The sequence below is a fragment of the Enterovibrio baiacu genome, from assembly GCF_004120195.1.
GTDB lineage: Bacteria > Pseudomonadota > Gammaproteobacteria > Enterobacterales > Vibrionaceae > Enterovibrio > Enterovibrio baiacui.
In genome coordinates, this window is the sequence record NZ_SCHN01000009.1 from 184,398 (window position 1) to 203,870 (window position 19,473).

The 19,473-nt window shown below is 46.8% G+C and carries 18 protein-coding genes; 6 read left to right on the forward strand and 12 right to left on the reverse strand.

Annotated elements, in window-relative coordinates:
* Positions 1 to 30: 30 nt before the first annotated feature.
* On the reverse strand, positions 31 to 198 hold the full coding sequence (locus EQP46_RS24215; RefSeq protein WP_167482759.1) for a hypothetical protein: 168 nt from the start codon (positions 196 to 198) through the stop codon (positions 31 to 33).
* 665 nt (positions 199 to 863) lie between these two features.
* Between EQP46_RS24215 and EQP46_RS10330 the strand changes: the two genes are divergently transcribed.
* Positions 864 to 1,193 carry a MaoP family protein gene (locus tag EQP46_RS10330; RefSeq protein WP_129493566.1) on the forward strand — a complete coding sequence of 110 codons (330 nt, stop codon included), beginning with the start codon at positions 864 to 866 and terminating at the stop codon, positions 1,191 to 1,193.
* 73 nt (positions 1,194 to 1,266) lie between these two features.
* Here the strand turns inward: EQP46_RS10330 and EQP46_RS10335 are convergent, their stop codons facing one another.
* The 4 genes from EQP46_RS10335 to EQP46_RS10350 all read right to left on the reverse strand — a co-directional run bounded on the left by EQP46_RS10335 (position 1,267) and on the right by EQP46_RS10350 (position 6,138).
* A complete protein-coding gene (locus EQP46_RS10335) occupies positions 1,267 to 2,730 on the reverse strand; it encodes an IS1 family transposase (RefSeq protein WP_129493567.1) in 1,464 nt (487 codons plus the stop codon).
* Between the two features lie 89 nt (positions 2,731 to 2,819).
* Complete coding sequence (locus EQP46_RS10340; protein WP_129493568.1) at positions 2,820 to 2,990, reverse strand: XapX domain-containing protein; 171 nt, start codon at positions 2,988 to 2,990, stop codon at positions 2,820 to 2,822.
* 406 nt (positions 2,991 to 3,396) lie between these two features.
* Positions 3,397 to 5,097, reverse strand: a complete 1,701-nt coding sequence (locus EQP46_RS10345; protein WP_129493569.1) for an RCC1 domain-containing protein — start codon at positions 5,095 to 5,097, stop codon at positions 3,397 to 3,399.
* A 15-nt stretch (positions 5,098 to 5,112) separates the two neighbouring features.
* Positions 5,113 to 6,138 carry an OmpA family protein gene (locus EQP46_RS10350; RefSeq protein ID WP_129493570.1) on the reverse strand — a complete coding sequence of 342 codons (1,026 nt, stop codon included), beginning with the start codon at positions 6,136 to 6,138 and terminating at the stop codon, positions 5,113 to 5,115.
* Between the two features lie 364 nt (positions 6,139 to 6,502).
* Between EQP46_RS10350 and EQP46_RS10355 the strand changes: the two genes are divergently transcribed.
* Together EQP46_RS10355 and EQP46_RS10360 are read left to right on the forward strand one after the other, a co-directional pair.
* The gene (locus EQP46_RS10355; RefSeq protein ID WP_129493571.1) at positions 6,503 to 6,928 is read left to right on the forward strand and encodes a hypothetical protein; all 426 of its coding nucleotides are present in this window, start codon (positions 6,503 to 6,505) and stop codon (positions 6,926 to 6,928) included.
* A 229-nt stretch (positions 6,929 to 7,157) separates the two neighbouring features.
* On the forward strand, positions 7,158 to 7,448 hold the full coding sequence (locus EQP46_RS10360; protein ID WP_129493572.1) for a hypothetical protein: 291 nt from the start codon (positions 7,158 to 7,160) through the stop codon (positions 7,446 to 7,448).
* A 150-nt stretch (positions 7,449 to 7,598) separates the two neighbouring features.
* Here the strand turns inward: EQP46_RS10360 and EQP46_RS10365 are convergent, their stop codons facing one another.
* The gene (locus EQP46_RS10365; protein WP_129493573.1) at positions 7,599 to 9,794 is read right to left on the reverse strand and encodes an immunoglobulin-like domain-containing protein; all 2,196 of its coding nucleotides are present in this window, start codon (positions 9,792 to 9,794) and stop codon (positions 7,599 to 7,601) included.
* A gap of 510 nt (positions 9,795 to 10,304) precedes the next feature.
* Positions 10,305 to 11,201, reverse strand: coding sequence for a LysR family transcriptional regulator (locus EQP46_RS10370; RefSeq protein ID WP_129493574.1), 897 nt, complete (start codon positions 11,199 to 11,201; stop codon positions 10,305 to 10,307).
* Positions 11,202 to 11,316: 115 nt separating this feature from the next.
* Here EQP46_RS10370 and EQP46_RS10375 point away from each other — a divergent pair, with 115 nt between their 5' ends.
* Complete coding sequence (locus EQP46_RS10375) at positions 11,317 to 13,338, forward strand: alkyl/aryl-sulfatase (protein ID WP_129493575.1); 2,022 nt, start codon at positions 11,317 to 11,319, stop codon at positions 13,336 to 13,338.
* A 180-nt stretch (positions 13,339 to 13,518) separates the two neighbouring features.
* Positions 13,519 to 14,130, forward strand: a complete 612-nt coding sequence (locus EQP46_RS10380; protein WP_129493576.1) for a class I SAM-dependent methyltransferase — start codon at positions 13,519 to 13,521, stop codon at positions 14,128 to 14,130.
* Between the two features lie 21 nt (positions 14,131 to 14,151).
* On the opposite strand, the gene EQP46_RS10385 is transcribed toward EQP46_RS10380, so the two are convergent.
* From EQP46_RS10385 to EQP46_RS10405, 5 genes are all read right to left on the reverse strand, one after another.
* Positions 14,152 to 14,538 carry a hypothetical protein gene (locus EQP46_RS10385; protein ID WP_129493577.1) on the reverse strand — a complete coding sequence of 129 codons (387 nt, stop codon included), beginning with the start codon at positions 14,536 to 14,538 and terminating at the stop codon, positions 14,152 to 14,154.
* A gap of 177 nt (positions 14,539 to 14,715) precedes the next feature.
* Positions 14,716 to 15,396, reverse strand: coding sequence for a 3-oxoacid CoA-transferase subunit B (locus EQP46_RS10390; protein WP_129493578.1), 681 nt, complete (start codon positions 15,394 to 15,396; stop codon positions 14,716 to 14,718).
* Entirely contained in the window at positions 15,393 to 16,079 is a 687-nt protein-coding gene (locus EQP46_RS10395; protein WP_129493579.1) for a CoA transferase subunit A, read from the reverse strand. Before EQP46_RS10395 ends, EQP46_RS10390 begins: the two co-directional genes overlap by 4 nt.
* A 13-nt stretch (positions 16,080 to 16,092) precedes the next feature.
* Positions 16,093 to 17,298 carry an acetyl-CoA C-acetyltransferase gene (locus EQP46_RS10400; protein ID WP_129493580.1) on the reverse strand — a complete coding sequence of 402 codons (1,206 nt, stop codon included), beginning with the start codon at positions 17,296 to 17,298 and terminating at the stop codon, positions 16,093 to 16,095.
* Between the two features lie 173 nt (positions 17,299 to 17,471).
* On the reverse strand, positions 17,472 to 18,362 hold the full coding sequence (locus EQP46_RS10405; protein WP_129493581.1) for a LysR family transcriptional regulator: 891 nt from the start codon (positions 18,360 to 18,362) through the stop codon (positions 17,472 to 17,474).
* Between the two features lie 160 nt (positions 18,363 to 18,522).
* On the opposite strand from EQP46_RS10405, the gene EQP46_RS10410 reads away from it, so the two are divergent.
* On the forward strand, positions 18,523 to 19,416 hold the full coding sequence (locus EQP46_RS10410; RefSeq protein WP_129493582.1) for a hypothetical protein: 894 nt from the start codon (positions 18,523 to 18,525) through the stop codon (positions 19,414 to 19,416).
* Positions 19,417 to 19,473 lie beyond the last annotated feature (57 nt).

Below are 19,473 nucleotides of genomic sequence, written 5' to 3' on the forward strand. Positions count from 1 at the left end.
TGTTCTACATCGCTGGCTTTTTTCGTTTCATCAATCGAACGGGAATTCCTCAGGGGATGATGCGCGACTTGGACGTGCCTTGCGGCGTTCCTTTTTCGCACGTTGTTGAGGACGGTCGTCGAATTCGTCGTTGAACTTCGAATTAAACTTTTCTTTTTTGTTAGTGTCGTTTTTCAGCCACTGTTCCCACTTGGCCATTTTATTTACCTTGTTCCTGTTCGAGTTACTTTTCACTGTGCCTATCTGTCATGAATGACATTATCTGACGGGCTAAGTCCTTGTCTAAAATAACGTAGCGTCCATGTGTGACGCTATGATGAAATTACAGTGTCAGTACCATGACACCGAATTCACGCCAAGCATAGATCTGGACGACAGAATAAATAAAACGAAAAAATTCATTGCCGTTGATTAAAATATTTTATCGTCATAAACAGAATCACACCTTCATTCTTGGTTTATTAAACGTGTAAAGAATTGAACGATAAGAACGTGACGGTCATCAGTGTCAGGATAGTGAAAATGGGGGCTGTAGCCATTTTTGTCCAAAGTTTACATTGTGTGTCTTAAAACATGGTTGAATGCTTGATGAGCAGCGTTTGTCGAGAATTGCGCCATATATTGATGTTTTTCACATTGTTACAAAGGCTTACTCTCAAACGTATCGACCAAATTAATTTTCTCAGATACCTTACGGATCGAATTCATGAACTATCTAACGCTAAAGACTCGACAGCGCTTTTAATCGTGACTATAAAGCAAGTTGTGAATTAAATTTCTTTATCGTTAGATCAACAATATTTTGCTTTACACCTTATTGGTTTAATGAAGAATATTGCGCAAATTTACTAAGGAGCTAAATAATGTTTAGTGGTCAAAGGTTTTTTGATGACAAGCATTTTCCAAAAGGTTTTGCCCGATCTGGTTATTTCACCATCAAGGAAGCACAGCTTTTGGAAACCTGTGGCCGTACTATGAAGGCGTTGTTCGAAGGTACGATGGTTCCACAAGACGAAGAACAGCAGAAATTTGTTGATGAAGTGAACGGTCGTCGCGCTGCTGAGTCGCAGTACTCTCTTTGCTGGATCAAATATCTGAAAGAGATCAACCACAAGCATGTGGTTTACAATCTTTGCTCAACCTCTCGCGGCGGTGCTGCAGAAGATTATTCAGAAGCAGAAGCGGACGAATAAGGTTCATTTGAGCGCAAAAAAAGCGAGCTTTGGGCTCGCTTTTTTATTTTGTCATCAAAACAAATTTGCCGTTTTAGGCCAATAAATGCGCCAAAGTATAAGGGTGACGCGTCAGGCCAAGCGCCTGTGCAGGTGTGATCCCCTCGCTGTTTTGATTACATAAATTGTTCCACGCCCGGAAAATATCCAGCAGCGGCAGCAAGCCACCTGGGCGCAAACGGCGTCTAGGCTCGTCAATCAGCGAACGAAAATGCTGATGGAAGCGCGCTTGATATTGATAAACAACCTGCGTACTTGCCTCTTGAAGCCATGTTTCTTCATTCCCCGTTTCACGTCCTAGATGGCAAATGGCCTTCGCCGCCGCGCCTTCCTGCGTAAACGCCCAACGATCACGCCACCAACTGAGCAACATAATGTCAATGTTACTGGCTGCAGAACCCTCAACCCAATGGGCATTTTGCTCAACATATATCGGGTGACATGTCTGTTCCACGAGCCTTTCTTTGAAAATACTCATCATGGCAGAACGCATCAGAGGTTCTTGTGGCAAATACAAGGTGAATGAATCCCATGATCCCAACAGCTCTTTCAAGCGAAGATATTGCGCATACGCCGTGTATTGCGGGCGAATAAGACAACCCTTAGAAGGGTAATCCACGCGAATGGGACGGGTGTATGGGTCTTCCACATTGCTTCGTGACAAGACTTCTTTGTATTTGTCGTTCACTTGCGTCAGTAAATCGCTGCTCGTTTCTAAATGCATCTCACTGTGCGGGTGAAACGCATCTGGCATTAAGCGTGACGATGCATCAAACACATCGGCCAGTTGGTCAGGCTTTTCTTCTGCGGCAGAGTAGTTGATGTTTTGCAGCAGAATATAACCGTGCTTCGCATCGCCTGTCGTTAGCCACATAACACCGTTGTCGCTTTTCGGTTGAAGCGGCATCAGCGTTGAAGCGAGCGGCGTGTTTGTCGCCATTTGCAGAAAACGCGCATCCACACTGGCGAGTTTGTTACGACAGCGCGCGGCAATCTGATCCAAATGGTCGTAAAACGTTTTTGGATTGATGGCCAATTTACGGCAGATCTCTCTGACGGCATACCCGGTAAACAACAAGCCCAGTAGTTTTTGCTGGACGTCGATTTTCGGGTTCGCATTAGACCATTTATCTACAAAGGTTGATTGGCAATGCTTACAGCGGTAACGCTGGCGTTCACCACTGTAACCAAAGGCATGATAGTGCTCTCTGTGCGTTAACACAGGGAGACCATGCGCAGGGCAACCTTCTGTACTGCACGCAGCGAGGTTACCTGAATCTTGCGCTTTGAGGCGCAAATACTCATCCATCACTGCGTGATTGTTAAGGAGAGGAGGAAAAGCGCCACACTCTCGGCACACCAAACTAGGGCGAGATGGATCGGTATCTTGAAGAAGGTATAACTTCTTGTCACTCAATCCAAAGTTTCGACACGCCAATGTTTTACAAAAGTTGAGTTGTAATCCATCTGCCGCGGGCGGTAGCTTCCCTGTAGACACCAGTCCTCCTCGAGTTTTCTGTCGTCGTAAAATATAAATAGCTGAGAAATGCTCAGCATGAACAAATGTCCCTAAGGACGAATTTTGTATTAAGAGAAGAATCGCTCAGCGATGGTTTGATATGCCATGCCGCCAAGATAGATACCAACGATCCCCATGATGCCTGAAATAACAGGCGGTGCAGGCAGTGGCAGCTTGATCGCACTAAACAAAAATCCAACAATCGCGCCCGCCGCTATGGCTAATAACACTTCACTCATGGGTACCCTCTTTTTCGTACGTTGCATTTGCAGATGCAGGTTGTCGTTACGGCTTTGTATGATATTAATGAAGATGCCGTTAACGTTTCGGTGTCCAGTGTATGGAAGCGACAAACATGATCAGCCGATCTTGATCACAATAAACGGGATATTATTGTGGTTTTTCGCTGTATGTAACCAATTTTGTTGAAAGGGAGAGGTTGCGCAAGGGGGAATATGAAGGTGTGATGAGGTGCAGTTCGGCGGGTGATAACTGGCAAAACAACAGATTGATCATGGCTAGAAACAAAATGTGTACGGTAAAAATTAGAGTAAAAACGCAGATTTAGCCAGGGTGTGGAGAGTTGTGCAAAGAAGGTTTTTACTGAACCCTAAGAGAAACAGCCCAAATAGGGCTGTTTGAATATTAAAGTGATGTTTCTATGAGAATGTCATCGCTGGCAACAAGGCTCGCTGAAATGTCATCAGGAACAGTTGGATCACCGCCATAGCTAGCATCTCCCCAAACTACGATCGATCCATCTTTTTTAATGGCGGTAAAAGATAAACTGCCCGAAAATACATCAACAACATCACTAGCCACTTGAGAGGCGATGGCATCATATTCTGTTTTGAAGCGTCCCCACGAGACAATTTTACCGCTTGATGTTAATGCGGCAAAACCAGATCCATTAGGCGCTGCATAGATGGTGTCGACATCAATCAATTGACTCGCTATATCTGAAGGTATAGTGCCGCCATGAAAACTACTTCCCCATGCTACGACAGTTTTATCATCTTTGATGGCGGCGAAAGCTCTGGTATTGCCAACGACTTGGGTAATGTTTGTCAATGTACCTCCATTGCCTCCTTGGCCAGAGGCCCCCCATGTGATGATGGTTCCATCGGATTTTCTTGCAGCAAACGCCCCCTGAGTTGCTGAAACTTCAACCACGCCACTTGTTAAATCGCCAGTAACATCATTTGGAACTGTCTGATCCCCACCACCTCCGCTTAAGCCCCATGAGACAACTTGCCCGTTTGTTTTAAGAACGGAAAACGCGTTATTAGTCGCGGAAATGGTTTGCATATCACTTTGCACCTGTGACTCGACGGCCGCAAACTTCACCTGAGTATTTGCATCATCAATACTCCCCCAGCTTTTAACTGCGCCTGACGAATCTATGCCGGCAAAGATACTGCTCCAAGTGCGATATATTTTTTGAATATCTGTAGCAACAATGCCTTCCGCGGGGCCTTCTACCCTACATTGGAATCCGCCCCAAAACACGACATCGCCATTGTCTTTGAGCGCAGAAAAGCAGTATTGATTTTCGACTATTTCTTTTACACCACTTGTTAGTAGACTGGCTACGGCCGATGAGTCACCACCAAAGCTACTGCCACCTAGTGTTACCACGGAGCCATCCTGCTTCCAGATGGATAAAGCGCCGAATGACACAGCTGCCCCGGCAGCATTGGGTTCAGTGCCATTCAATAAACCCCAATATATTAGAGTATTGTCTTCTTTCAGAGCGGCGAAATTACTACCGCCGAGGTACGTATCGACGCTTTTGACATTGGTTAAATCAAGACCATTACTGCTCGTTGAGCCCCAAGAAAACGCAGTACCATCGTTCCGCAATGCTGCAACAGATAGTCTTCCGGGATAATAACTATTCACAGCGTTTCGAGCGTAGACGCTATATTGTTCTTCCGCGCTATATTTCCCACTTTCGCTGTAAGTTACGACTGACAATCGAACCTTTTTTGCAACATCAATATTTTCAATTGTAATGCTATCAGTAGTAGCAGAAAGGTCAGAGATAAACTTTCCATCAACCTCTATTGTGTTTCCAAATATTCCGTCATTGTTTCTATCTATCTGCCAAAGATAGGTCGTCAGTCCGCGATTACAATCATCACATGTGTAATCTGCGGCTACTGTGTCGCCGACAATTAATTGTCCTATTTTGCTTAACGATGTAGTAACAGGGCGCGGCTCATCATCAATTGGCGCGGGAGTACCGCCATCCACAGGCTTTCCTTGAGAAGGAATTCCGCTATTTTCTCCTCCGCATCCAGAAAAGATTAATGCACCCACTAAAAAAAAGTATTTGTTATTCATTATTCAGTTTCTCTATTAATTATTCGTCGTGAAAGAAGGAATGAAGACTTCAACACGGCGATTTTTCTCTCTTCCTAATTCAGTTTCATTGCTTGCGATAGGGTTTGATTCCCCCTGACCTGTCGTGCTAATTCGTTCCTCATCAACACCACTATCTGCCAAGTATTTTGCTACTTGTTTTGCACGCAATTCTGAGAGTGTTTGGTTGTATGCCGACGCCCCTTTGCTATCGGTATGACCAATTAATTTTACGTCAACTGAAGGATTTGCTTTTAAGTGAGAAACAATGGGTTCCAACTGCGCTTTAGCGTGCTCGGTAAGAGAGAAATCGTTGAATTGAAAAAGGGCTTTGCCTTCAACATCGCTTATAATGATTGGTTCTGGGCTTGGTTCTGGTTCCACTCTGCTTGGGCTCGGCGAGAGTGAAGGCTTTTTGAATTGATATTGCAAAGACACGGTGAGCCAGTGGATGTCTGAGCCTCCAGTATTTTCACCTCCAACATTATCAAACCATTGATATTCAAGCCTTGTTGTGAGGTTTGAAGACACTTCATAATCAAGGCCAGTGCCGAGCGTTAAGGAGAAATCTTTGTCGTCAGAATTAACCGAGTAAGATGCTTCTCTGCCTGTTTTATCCGCGTGCCAGTAAAGAGAGCCGCCCTTACCAAATACAGATAGTTTATTGGTTATTGGATAGCTTGCTTTAAGTGAAATTTCTGCACCATGAACTTTAGATTCATAAGGAGCATATACATTACTGTTTTCTAATGCTGGGTATACAGCTTTTGCACGACCGAAATAATCATATCCACCTTCAACTGCAAGCCATGGAAGAAATTGATATCCTAAATATGCGCCAGCGCCTAACGCATCTCTGTCACATTCTACATTGTGACTTTCGCATCCGTTTCCGAAATATGTCCATCCAACCTTTCCGCCAACATAAAAAAAATCATTCTCTGATGTCTCAATGCTTTCAGCGTGTGAGTAAAGGGGAAGTACAATGGATAATATGAGTGAACATAGACTTATTCTTTTCATTTTGTTGTGAATTTCCCTTGTCAGTACCAACGTTGGCGGCATAGTAGCAAAGTTGCTTATTCAATTATAAGACACAAAATGGGAATATTACTTTCTGTCTCCATTTTGAGATATTGATGATGTGGCTGCATTTATATTCATATCTGGCTTATTATCTATGCTTTGTGTATTTAATTGTGGGCAATTTAATCGATTTTTATTTTGGCGAAAATGTATATTTATGAATTGAAAAGGAATTAAAATTAGTAAGAAATGAGAGTTTGTACAGTTAAATGGCGTGTATTGCACGTTAAGGTTTTTCTTTATCTTACGAAACCACATGCATTAAAATGCTGACTGAACCATCCAATTTAGGCGAATGTGTATGAAAAAGGTAATTGCTTCTGTTGCTATTGTATTGGCGCTTTCTGGTTGTGAAGAAGCGAACAAGGCGATTGACCAAGCGCAAGAGGCTGCGAATAGTGCGGTTGATAGTATTCAAGACAAAGTCGATTCCGTCGATTTCAGCGAACTGAACGTGGACGCTTTCGGTGGTGCAGCTGAGTCTGCAAAAGAATTTGCGGCATCGGTCGAAGAAGCGCTAAGTGCAGATTTGACGAATGCAGCCGTGTTTGAGGACATGCAAGACAAGGTGGCAAATTCCTATGCTTGCTTGGTGGATGCAACCTCAGAAAGCACCGCGGAAAAACTGCTGAACCAATTTATGTCTGCGATTGGGAATGAAGACAATCGTTCTTTGATTGAAAAGGGCGTAGAGAAAGCCAAAGCGGCACAAGAGTGTGTGATGTAATTGCATTGCTTTCGCTCTTTACTTACCGTTAAAAGAAACCCGACCGTTGTCGGGTTTCTTTTTATTCAGACCCCTAAGCGCAACCCTTTTTAGGGTTCATTTCTTGATTGCCTTGTTATTTCTATTCCCAATAACGAATCACTGTGTCGCTATTTTCATTACTAGGTTCATTAGATGTACTGTGGTGATGTGCATGACAACTGTCATGACATGTGTGCGAGGGAATGCAATGAACCATCATGATAAAAAGCAAGATGAGGCCATTAGACGATTGGCTAAGCTCTCAGCGTCGCATCTCGACGAGGAAGATAGAACGTTTATCGAAATACGCGATGAGGAAGAAGAGAAAGATCGCATATCGCGTTCAGTGAAGCATGGTTATACCTCCCCTCGACCCGAGCCTGTTGGGAAAGACGTGACGTTTATCGAATCACTGTTCAACACTATCAAAATACTGGTGGTGTTGGCGGTGCTAGGATTTGGTCTCTATGGAATACTCATGGCCTATCTGGCTTCATAGCATTGCAAAAACACGGTGACAATGAGGCGTGTGCACCTGAACAGTTCAAAGTATTCACCGTCTATGAACGCTTAACAACAAAAAGGGAAGCACATGCTTCCCCTTCGTTTAGGTTTAAATCAGTTTTAGCGTCAGACTAACGCGCAGAACTTAACGCTGCTCCCACGCATCCGCCCAGTAAAGGCTATCACCCGGCGCGTATGATGCGTTCGCACACCAGCTGGTGTAAGGCCATGGCTTACACTCGTAAATGTTGCCATCCACGCCTGTCACCATGTCGCCCGCTGCGTACGCAGTACCAGACACATAGTTAGGGTATTCACCGCCAGGAGGCGGCGTAATCGCCTCATCTTTCACGGTAAATGCTGCGTTTTGCTTCACTGTTGTGCCGCTTTCGGTTTTACCAATCACAGACACGGTATATTGACCCGCGTCCACATTGCTCAACGTCAGAGAAACAGCCAACTTACCATCAACGGACACTTGGGTTTCACCGCCAGACACCACCGATGCACCTGTTACTTTGATCTCAGCGGTCATCGCTTGGTTGCTTTCAAGAGAAAGATCGAGCGTTACATTGCCATTGTTTGCTGTGTAGGTGCTTTTCACGCCTGACAGTTTAAGTGTTGCCGCGGGTGTGCCTGTGTCACCACAATCGCTGTCACCTGTTTCGCGCCAAACACCCCATTCGCCTGTGGTGCCCGGTTCTTCACCGCGCGTCCACCAACCGGCTTGCCAGTTTTTACCTGCGTGGCTCACGATGTCATCCGTGTTGTATACCGCTGAGGCATCCCACGCGTTTACACAGGTGCTGCCATCGGTAACAGAAATGACGCGGTCAACGGTCACGGTTTGCAATGCACTGTCAGTGACACTGTAACTAATGGTGTGTTTGCCGATCACATTGGTATCAATGCTACCTTCCACGGCCACTTTATCGGTTAGGTCGCCATCTTCAGCATCGGTGGCTTTTACGCCCGCCATCGCATCGAATTGAGCACCCAATGTCAGGGTCAGTTTTTCTACGCCCGAGAAAACAGGTTTCTGGCTATACACTTCCACAGTACGTGTCGCTTTGGTTTCGTTACCGTCTTCATCGGTCACACTGTAAACCAGCACGTATTGACCTAGGCGTGAGGTATCAACGCTGCCGTCAATCACGATGCTAAAGGTCAGGTCGCCGTCTTCTTTATCGAGCGCTTTTACGCCAGCCATTGCGTCGAATTCGTCACCGTGGCGCACACGTGCATCGGTCACGCCGCTGATCACAGGTTTGCCTTCGACAGGTGGCGGCGGTGTTTGCCCGTGAATGAATGGGCCGTAATCTTTGATGAATTGTTCGTTGTATTGGTTGCCTGCTGCGTCGGTGCCCATGTCCCAGTTTACTGACCATGTCATCACACCACGAAGTGGCTGACCTTGGTTACTTAACTGACCAAACGCCGCATACAGCTTGGCAGGATCTTTCACAAAACCGGTTGCCGCTGCATCGTTGCTAGAAGGAATACCGAATACCAGTTTGTCGTGCGGGATCTTATGGAAGCCGCGCGTACCGTTGATCAACGAGTCAGAGATGTAGTAGATAAATTCTTGTTTTAACGCATCGTTGTTCTGTGCAATCCAACCCACACCATCGATCCAAATGCCGTCTCCGCCTTGGTTGTAAAACTGTGGGTTGATCCAATCGTAGTAACCTTCAAGCGCTGTAATGTAAGGGACGTATTTGCCGCCTTCAGTCAGATAAGGGAACTCTGGCGCCATGGTGATCAGGAAGTTTTTACCTTGTGCGGCGTAGTGGTCTTTCACCATACGCAGTGCCGCAGGGATCACGGTCTGGTTGTCAGCCGCGGTGACAGCTGCTTGTTCTAGGTCGATGTCTAAACCGTCGAAACCGTACAGGTCAGTCAGACGAATGATTTCATCCGCGAACGCCTGCTCGTCGCCTGTTTTCAATTCAACGTGTGCGTCTGCACCACCCAGTGCAAGCAACACAGAACGGCCTTGACGGTTTAGCTCAGCGATTTCGTTAATAAAATCTTGCTCAGACAAACCAATCATAGGGTCAAGACGGAAGGTGGGAATGCGGCCTTCCGCGGTGTCGAACACCTTCATGAAGGACACGTCGACCACGTTATACATTGGGTTCACTTCTTCTAACGTCACGCACGGTGCATTACCGCCTTTGTAACCCGCGCCGTCACACCAGTTGTGCCAGTAACCCACAACAACGCCACCTTCAGGGTTCACCATATCGTTGCCATTTACTGCAGACACAGAAGCGTGAGAAGAGAAGCTCGCTAAGCCCAAAAAGAGCGCAGCACAAATTGCATTTGGTTTAAACGTCATGGCCGTTTTAATCCTTATAAAAGAAGAGACAGGTATTTTCGTCAGTAAGTTACGGGATGTTTTTTAAAGACATAAGCGAAATGTATGTCTGCTTTTTTTACATGGAAGTACGATCACTCCTTGTTCATTTTTTCGACAAGGAAATACAAAGTTATTCAATGTAACTCACTGAAATTTAGCGCGAATTGTAGGGTCGAGATACGGGTGAAATATCAGGGGAATGACGAAAATACGTCAGGGGAATGTCAGGAGTCTCAGTGTTGAACAATAAAAACGCAGGCATATAGTGAGTTTCCAGACAGCCCTGCCGATGCTTTGGAATAGCGATGAAAAATGGGGTGGGTGAAGGAAAAGTAGGTGCGAAAAATGGTGAGCGTATTAATGGAATAAAGATCACGCCTTTTCTTGAGGCTGAAGAATGCTCCCTCGGTATTTAGCGAGCAAGCGTTAAACAGCTAACGTGACAGAGACGCCTCGTTAGCTATATAGCATCTTCGTAAAGTGGCAAAATCAGACAGCAAAATAAGACTGTATCTTTTCCCTCAACCAGATGTTTGATGGGCTATTGCGGTTACGATTATGAACCATCAACCGGTATCGCACGGGGTGGGTAGTCAAAGGGATGTCTAGTATCTGGATGTGTAATCGTTCTGCAAGTAACGAGGCAACGCTTGCTGTCATTGTCGCAATGCAATCACTGTTTGATACCATCGACAATTGTGAAACCAGTGATGTGCATTCTGCAGCGACCTCTCTGTCCTCTAGCCTCTCCTTAGTGAAATAGTCCGCCAAGTAAGCATCTTCCCTCCGTAGCTTCAAGGTGATGTGCTTTTCTTTGTAAAACTGCTTTTGGCTGATAGTACCTTCAATTCTTGGGTGGCCTTTACGGGCAATCACGCAGATACCATCCTCAAAGAGATCTTCGGTAAAGAACGAGCGCGTTGAGTATTTGGCAAACTCTATCGCCATATCCGCTTGGTGCTGGTTCAAGCCGTTGATCAGCTTTTCTTCATTGGAAAGGGTAGGTTGAAGTTCTATCGTCACATTGCCAAGGCTGTCGTCTGCTTCAATCTTGGGGAGCAGCAGCATCATCACGGGCTCTGAGGTGTAGATGATGAATTTACGCGGATGCTCGACGGAAAATCCATTCAAGTTTTCTAGCGCATTGCTGATTTGAATTAGCGCGGGCTCAACGTGTTCCATGAGGGCTTGCGCGTGTTGCGTTGGTGCAATGCCTCTTCCCGAACGTACAAAGAGTTGGCTGCCAACTTGCTGTTGCAAACGCTTTAATAGCCCGCTGACACCTGGCTGCGTTAGTCCCATCTCTTCTGCTGCCATTGTGATGGATTGATGACGATAGACCGCCACAAAAACTTTTAGCAGATTCAAATCAAGATGGTTTAGCATTGTATCCTTACATAACAATTTGTGATGTTTAAAATACATTTTCATGCATGTATTGCTATGAGTCAAACACGATAGATTAGACCCATACCCAATACGTAACCCCAAGAGGTTCACCATGAAAATTCAATGCACTCCTTCCGTTTTGTCTCTCGCGATTTTTGCGTCTTTCGGTGCTTTTGCCAATGACTATGCATCGATTGACACGTATGAAGGTAAACCCGCCTCAGTGCATACGATCAACGCGAATGCTGCGTTGGCAAAAACACTTCCTTGGCATGACACCTCCGCATTTGATCGAACGACACATGGCCTGATTGCGGAATTTGGTACGCATGAAGCGGGTGAGCTTAAAAACCGATTCGAATACATGACTGACATGTCTGTGGACGATCTGCCACCCACCGTGAATCCGTCCATCTGGCGTCAAGGCATGTTGAACTACGCAGCAGGCGGGTTGTATGAGGTGACTGACGGTGTGTATCAAATCCGTGGCGCTGACTTATCCAACATGACGATTTACCGCTCTGACAACGGGTACGTGATTCATGATCCTCTGTTATCTCGCGAAGCAGCAGCGGCATCCTGGGCGTTTGCTAAAAAACACCTTCCCGCCATCAATGGTGAGCATAAAATCACCGGCATGATTTACTCACACATGCATGCCGACCATTTCGGTGGCTCTCGCGGCGTGTTTGAATCTGGCGACTTTGCCGCAAATGCCGAAATCTATGCACCCAAAGATTTCATTAAAGAACTGGCGGATGAAAACGTGATTGCAGGTACTGCAATGGGACGCCGCGCGAATTACCAGTACGGTACAACGCTGGACACCAACACCAAAGGCATCGTTGATAACGCGTTAGGTTTAGGCACGTCACGCGGTGAAGTGACCTTGGTTGCGCCGACGGAAGAAATTCAAGAGCGTGAGAAGCGCATAACGATTGATGGCTTGGACTTTGTCGCCATCAATATGCCTGGTGCAGAAGCGCCCGCAGAAATCGTGCTGTATGTGCCTGAATATCGTTCTCTCAATACCGCAGAACTGACCTATGACGGCATGCACAATATATATACCTTCCGTGGGGCGAAAGTTCGCGACTCATTAGTATGGACGAAGTACCTGACAGAATTGAAGATGCGCTTTGTTGATTCTGGATTGGTCGACAACATCCACGCCGCGCACTCTGCCCCCGTGTGGGATGACAAAGACACTGATGTGAACGAAATTTCGGAGTACATGACATTGCAGCGCGATAACTACGGGTTCATTCATAACCAAGCCATGCGTTTAGCAAACCACGGTGTCACCATTCATGACGTTGGGCGTGAAATAGAAAAGATCGTTCCTCAATCTCAGATTGATACTTGGCATACCAATGGGTATCACGGGTCATACAGTCACAATGCGCGAGCCGTGGTGAATTTGTATCTTGGTTACCATGACATGAACCCCGTGAACACGAATCCACTTCAAACCCAAGACAAGTCTTGCGTATATGTTGAAGCTGCCGGTGAAGATGCGCTCTATAAAGCGGGGATGACGCATTTCAACGCTGGCGAGTATCAGGAAGCATCGCAACTGTTCAACGATTTGGTGCAGTGTGAACCTAGCAACATCGATTACCGTTTTGCTTTGGCAGACAGCTTTGAGCAGCAGGGCTATCAGTCTGAAACCATGGCATGGCGTAACAGCTACTTGCAAGGCGCAGCCGAGCTTCGCACCGGTGAAATTCAGCCTTCCATTAAATTGGCATCACCCGATGTGATTGCAAATACACCCACGGGCATGTTCCTTGATTTTATCGCAGTGAGCTTGAATGCGCCGAAAGCGGAGGCGGCAGGTCTGGACTTCAATTTCGGGGTTTACCATCCTGATCTTGGTGAGCGTTTCTACGGTGAAGTGTCGAATGCAAACATGGCAAACATCGAAGTTGATGAAATGCCAGATGTTGATTTCGAACTCATCATTCATAAAACCGACTTCACCAAAGTGGTGTTGGGAGAAACAAGTTTGGAAAGTTTGCTCAAATCTGGTCAAGCAGGTGTGAAAGGGGATGTTGAACTATTGAGTAAGCTCGCTGGCACGCTGGATGATTTCGATGGTTTGTTTGAAATTCTGCCAATGCCGAAGAAATAAAAGCACCATAGCGTAAAAATTGCATGAGATAGCCCAGCGTCCTGCTGGGCTTTTTTATTGCGTTTCACAAAGGTTGATCTCTTACCTTGGTGCCAGTTTTGGTCGAAAACCGACACTGCCTTGGCCAATTTGTACATAATGTTAACGATTGGTTTTCGGATCTTGAGATGCTTTGTATTAATGGATGAACACAGTGATATTTGGCGAAAGTTTTATGAGAAAGCACTGCTTCGTCCGCATTTAAAACGAACGGAGTTTGTCGTTCGCCTGAACGAATCTAGGTCAAACGTGGCGATCGATTGTGGCTGTGGAACGGGGAGTGATATTGCATTCCTAGAGAAGCAAAGCTATCAGGTGTATGGGTTTGATGTGAACCCAGAGGCTATCGCAATTTGTCGCGATCGTTTTCAAGGTACATCGCTGGTGGAGATATCAGAGGCGTCATTTGAGTCCTATGACTATCCAACTGCGGGCATTGTTCTCGCCAATTCTAGCCTCTTTTTCGCAGATCCCAGCCAGTTTGATAGGACGTGGGACAAGATTAAATCATCGATTGAAATTGGCGGCGTTTTTGCTGGTGACTTTATGGGAGAAAAAGATAGTTGGGCATCAAATTATCGTAGCCCAACCACACCTCTGTCAGAGCGTGCGGTTAGGGCATTATTCTCAGGGTTTGAAATCGTTCGCTTCTTTGAGCGAGACGAAAATGCCAAGACATCATTGGGTAAAGTAAAGCACTGGCATACATATTCTGTTGTTGCTGTCAGAACCGCTTCAGATGGACACCTTTAGCTCAATCACTCAATCACTCAATCACTCAATCGTTTCAAAGTGGAATTTGTAATCGCGAACACCGTCTATTTGAACCCCTTTCTCTCTCAGTTCAAGGTACTGCTTGAGCTTCACGGTTCTGAAATCCATCGCCTTGAGTGCAAGGATGATCCTCAATTCGTCCATTGAACGTGATTTCGCCTCAGAGCTACACGTACCGCAGACAACGTGTGTTTTTTGCTTAAACCCCACCTTATCCAGCCAGTGCAGTTCTTTGGGCTCTTTACGTGTGCCACAGAAGTAGCATTGATTATCTTGCTTCAATGCTGCCTCTTCCCTTAACGCTTTAGGGCTTGGCGATTGGGTTGCTGGCGTAGTGTTGGTCTTCTTACTACCACCAAACTTCGAGATTTGAACGACATTAGACATTGGGATTGCTCTTACTCATCAAGGTATATGGCAAGTCATTGAACTTGATTGCCATGTGCCCTCATATCCTATTTTCTGAGTACTGAATGAGTCAAATTATTCTGAACATGCTTGTTCCGTGATGACTGTGCTTGGATAGGCGTTCGTGAGTTAGACCTGATGGCTAGCTCATAAACGTCAGTCAACGGGCAATTGCATCGGCACTAAATCGGGTGATACCAGAAGCGTGGCTTCCGTGGCGGCTTGAACCTCTTCGATGGAAAATTCAGGGGCAAGCTCAGTAAGCATCATGCCACGTTCGCTGATTTCAAATACCCCCATTTCTGTCACGATCAGGTTGACTTGATTCGCGGCTGTGAGTGGTAAGGAGCAATGCTTCAGCAACTTAGGCTGGCCTTTCACGGAATGCTCCATCGCGACAATGACCTTTTTGGCACCGACGACCAGATCCATTGCGCCGCCCATGCCCGGCACCATTTTTCCGGGAATGATCCAGTTGGCGAGGTTACCCTGCTCATCAACCTGCAGCGCGCCCAATACCGTGGCATCGACATGGCCGCCACGGATGATGGCGAAAGAGTCGGCGCTGTTGAAGTAACACGCCCCGTTTACGGCAGTAATGTGTTGGCCGCCTGCATTCACCAGATCGGCGTCCATGGTGTTTTCACACGCCAATTGATCAATGCCCAGCAGGCCGTTTTCCCCTTGCAGTAACAACTCGACCTCTTTGTCGACATGATTGGCAACCAGTGTGGGTAAGCCAATACCCAGGTTCACCACATCACCGTCTTTCATCTCGCGGGCGACACGCCATGCAATGCGGTGGCGGATGGTGTCTTTATCCAATTGCGCTGTCATTGCGTGTCCTCCACCTGAATGTGATCAACAAAGATATGATCGACAAAAATATGATCAACAAAGATGCTTGGGGTATGAACCGCTTCAGGTGCAATGTCGCCAAGTTCAACGAGTTGTTCAGGTTCGACAATGACGGTTTCCGCCGCGGTCGCCATGAGCGGATTAAAATTCTGGGTGGTTTTGCTGTAAAACACGTTGCCACGACGATCGACTTTTGAGCCTCTGATCAAAGCCAAATCGGCTTTTAGCGGTGTTTCCAGCAAAAATGGTTGCCCATCGACGTCTATCACGCGTTTGTTTTCCGCGACGATGGTGCCGAGCCCTGTTGGCGTGAGTACGCCGCCTAACCCTGCACCAGCAGAGCGAATGCGTTCCGCGAGCGTGCCTTGGGAAACCAACTCAACCTCCAGCGTGCCTTCGTTCATTTGCTTGCCCGTTTCAGGGTTCGTCCCAATGTGGGAGGCATACAGCTTTTTCACTCGCTTATCAGCAATCAAACGGCTTGAACCACGGCCGGGAGAACCTGTGTCAGTGGTGATCAGCGTAATGTCTTTGATGTCTTTTTGAATCAAGAGATCGATCAGGTGCTCTGGTGCGCCTGTCGCCATAAAGCCCCCGATCATGATGGTCATGCCGTCATGCAAGAGGTGTTCAATCTGTTGGGCGGTCGCTGCTTTTTTCATGGTGTCCATTCCCTTAGCAACGTTTCAGAATGAGTGCCGTGCCCATGCCGCCACCAATACATAACGACGCTAGACCATACTCTTGTTGCGTGCGTTGCAGTTGGTAAACCAGCGTAGTGACAATACGGTTGCCAGACGCGCCAATAGGGTGACCAAGGGCAATCGCGCCGCCGCTGAGGTTGCTGCGTGCTAACAGCCAGTCTTGTTCGATCTGATGTTCTTCAGCGACTTCTTTGATCACACCAAGCGCTTGAGCCGCAAACGCTTCGTTTAGTTCGAATACCTTGATGTCTTCGATGGTCATTTTGGCCTTGGTCAAGGTGTTGGCGATGGCTGAAACAGGCCCAAGTCCCATCACTTCTGGTGCAATGGCGCCCTGTCCGTATTCCACCAACTCAGCCAGTGGGGTGAGGTTGTGACGTTTCACCGCGCTTTCTGATGCCAGCAAAATGGCGGATGCGCCATCGTTAATGCCAGATGCGTTGCCCGCCGTCACGCTGCCTTGTTTGTCGAAGGCTGGGCGCAGCGCTTGAAGCCCTTCAAAGGTGGCGTTTGCTTTGGGGTATTCATCGTCTTTGACGTAAAACTGGCGTTTTCGCTCAGTCACCGTGATTGGCGCGATTTCCGCTTCGAAATGACCGTTTTCAATGGCGTTCACGGCTTTCTGTTGGCTCTGCAAGGCAAACTGGTCTTGCGCTTTGCGGCTGATATTGCACTGGGAGGCGATATTCTCTGCGGTCACACCCATGTGGTAGTGATGGAAAGCATCGGTTAAGCCGTCTTTGATGATGCTGTCTTCCTGCATTTGTTGGCCCATACGAACGCCGCGGCGAATTTGCCCAGAGGTGATAAACGGCGCGTTGGACATGCTTTCCATGCCGCAAGTGAGAACAATTTGTGCATCGCCAGCACGAATGTGGCTCGCACCGTCCATGATGACTTTCATGCCGCTGCCACAAATCATGTTCAGTGTGTAGGCGGGCACCGTATCTGGAACACCGGCATTGATGGCAGCTTGTCGGCCTGGCCCCATACCCGCACCGCCGGTCAGCACATTGCCCACAATGACTTCGTCGATAAGATCCGGCGTGATGTCTACCTGTTCAAGTGCGGCTTTCATCGCATGTGCGCCAAGCTCAACGCCTGACAATGACGCGAGAGAACCGTTAAAACTGCCGATTGGCGTGCGTTTTGCCGCCACAATATAGATGCGTTCCATGTCACCCGTGCTCCCATGCTTGCGATTTGTTATTTGCTTTTTAGCTTACGGAATGAGAGCGGGAGGCGATATAGACAGAAATTCAAAGTGGCTTTGCGAAAATGCAAAGCAGGAGGAGTGAGGTGTGTGAAGCCCTATTAGCAAGGCGTCAATAAGACGTGGTTAGAAAGGGCTCAGCAAGGGTTTTCCAGTAAGAAATCTTTAAATTTACTGGCGACGGGCGAGGCAACTGTGGCGGGGTGATAGTAAAGATTCAAACTCCAAGTACTGGTTGTAAAGTCTTGCAGCAAAGGAATAAGTGCACCGTTTTCAACCGCATCTTGGGTGACGAATTGGGGAAGGTAAGCAATCCCCGCGCCTTGGGAGACGCCGCGCAATAAGAGGTCGCTGTCATTCACCTCAATGGTTTTCGGTACTTTCAGTACGATGTTTTCAATGCCTTTTTGGAAGATCCATTCGTTACTGCCCGTGAGTGTGGTCGCGACCAAACAGGCGTGGTCCTGCAAATCTTCCGGTTGGGTGGGTAGCCCTTGTTGTTCTGTGTAGTGCGGTGCAGCCACCACCACAAACGGAGAGGCCAACAGTTCCCGTTTGACCAAGAGTAAGTCTTTTTCTCGGTAGCCCTGAAAGCGGGCGTTGGCACTGATCATCAAATCGCTGGTGCTGGCATGGTCGAGTGCCCAAGGCGTGACGTTAATGTTGAACGTCACTTTCGGGTTGAGTCGGGTGTACTCGGTGATTTTGTCCATCAAATAGTGGTTGGCATAAACAGGCGTGCAGGCAATGTTGATGTGGCCTTTCTCGTTATCCTGAAACCCCGCGAGCTTCTGACTTACGCGCTCGGCGTTATCGACGATCGGTGAGAATTCTTCATAGAGAGTCTGGCCCGCCTGTGTGGCTTCCAATAGGCGGTTAGAACGGTGGCAGAGGGTAGTGCCGAAATGTTGTTCCAATTCTTGTAGCCAGCGGCTTCCCGCAGAAACGGAGACATTAAACTGACGCGCTGCCGAAGAGATAGACCCTGTGCGGATCACGTAGATAAAGAATGCCATTTTATCGAGCATGAAATCTCTCCGAGGCTGTTTAGGTATATGCGAAATCCCTTTGTAAAAGATTCGGTTAACTTTTGCACGTGCGCAACAAACAGTTTTCAGGTTTGGTCAGTTTTTATCCCACAAGTTCGAGTTTTTACTTAAGGAGGAATCGGGCATTCCGAGCATCTGAGTGCTTGACGCGTCTTCCAAAGGCCAAACTTTTCTTGTGAATAACGCCTGTTTGGATGTGCAATGGAATGCGCATAGTGAAAATTCGCGCATTTTTAGTGCGGGACGCCTGATTTTTTCGTTGAGGCTACCACCAATAAGAGTTAATTATCTGATTTTATACAACTATATGGTAAGTTTGCACAAGTTAGAGCGGATTGGTCGGGCGTCCCGGTTTTGGACTAAACGGGCAATTTGCACGCTAATAGGCTGTTATGACGCAAGGCTTAGTGTATTGGTGAGGTTTGATTTGCAAGAAATAATCGCACACATTGAAAGTGGGGATTTTGGCTACGCAGTAACAATGGTCTTAGTCTTCTTCCTGGTAAATACCAGAAACATAGTGACCTTTCGTGATGAACATAGGAAGCGGAAACTAAACATCCTTCTTGAAGCTAGTAAGTCAAATGAGGTTTCTGAAGAACTAAAAAAGCACTTCAGAGATGAAATAGAAGTCGAATACTTTAGGCTCACTTATGGCGTAAAGGTAATACGTCCACTTATAAGGGCTATGCTAAGGGTCAACCGTTTTGGGAATGAGAAAATTCCTTTTGGCTTGATATTAAGTGCAAGAAAATACTTTGATAGCGATGATGAAAAGTGCGTTCGCAAATTAGTCTCTATTGATTTATTTAGCTCATTGGAATCTGCTTTTAACTTGTTGGCTAGCTGCTTGTTAGCATTAGTCATCTATTCAGTTTTAATTGAAGGTAGTGTGAAAGACATACCTCTTGTCGTAGTTGCTGCCTTACAAGTATTGTTTGGACTGTATCAATTATACGGTTTCTTGGCGGCCTTACTACTTAAGATCATACTCAAGCTCAGATGTGGAAAGGTGGTGGAGTCCGCTTCATAAAGTGAAAAAAGGAAAAAAGAGGGACACGGAAAAAAGAGGGACACACACCTTAAGAAA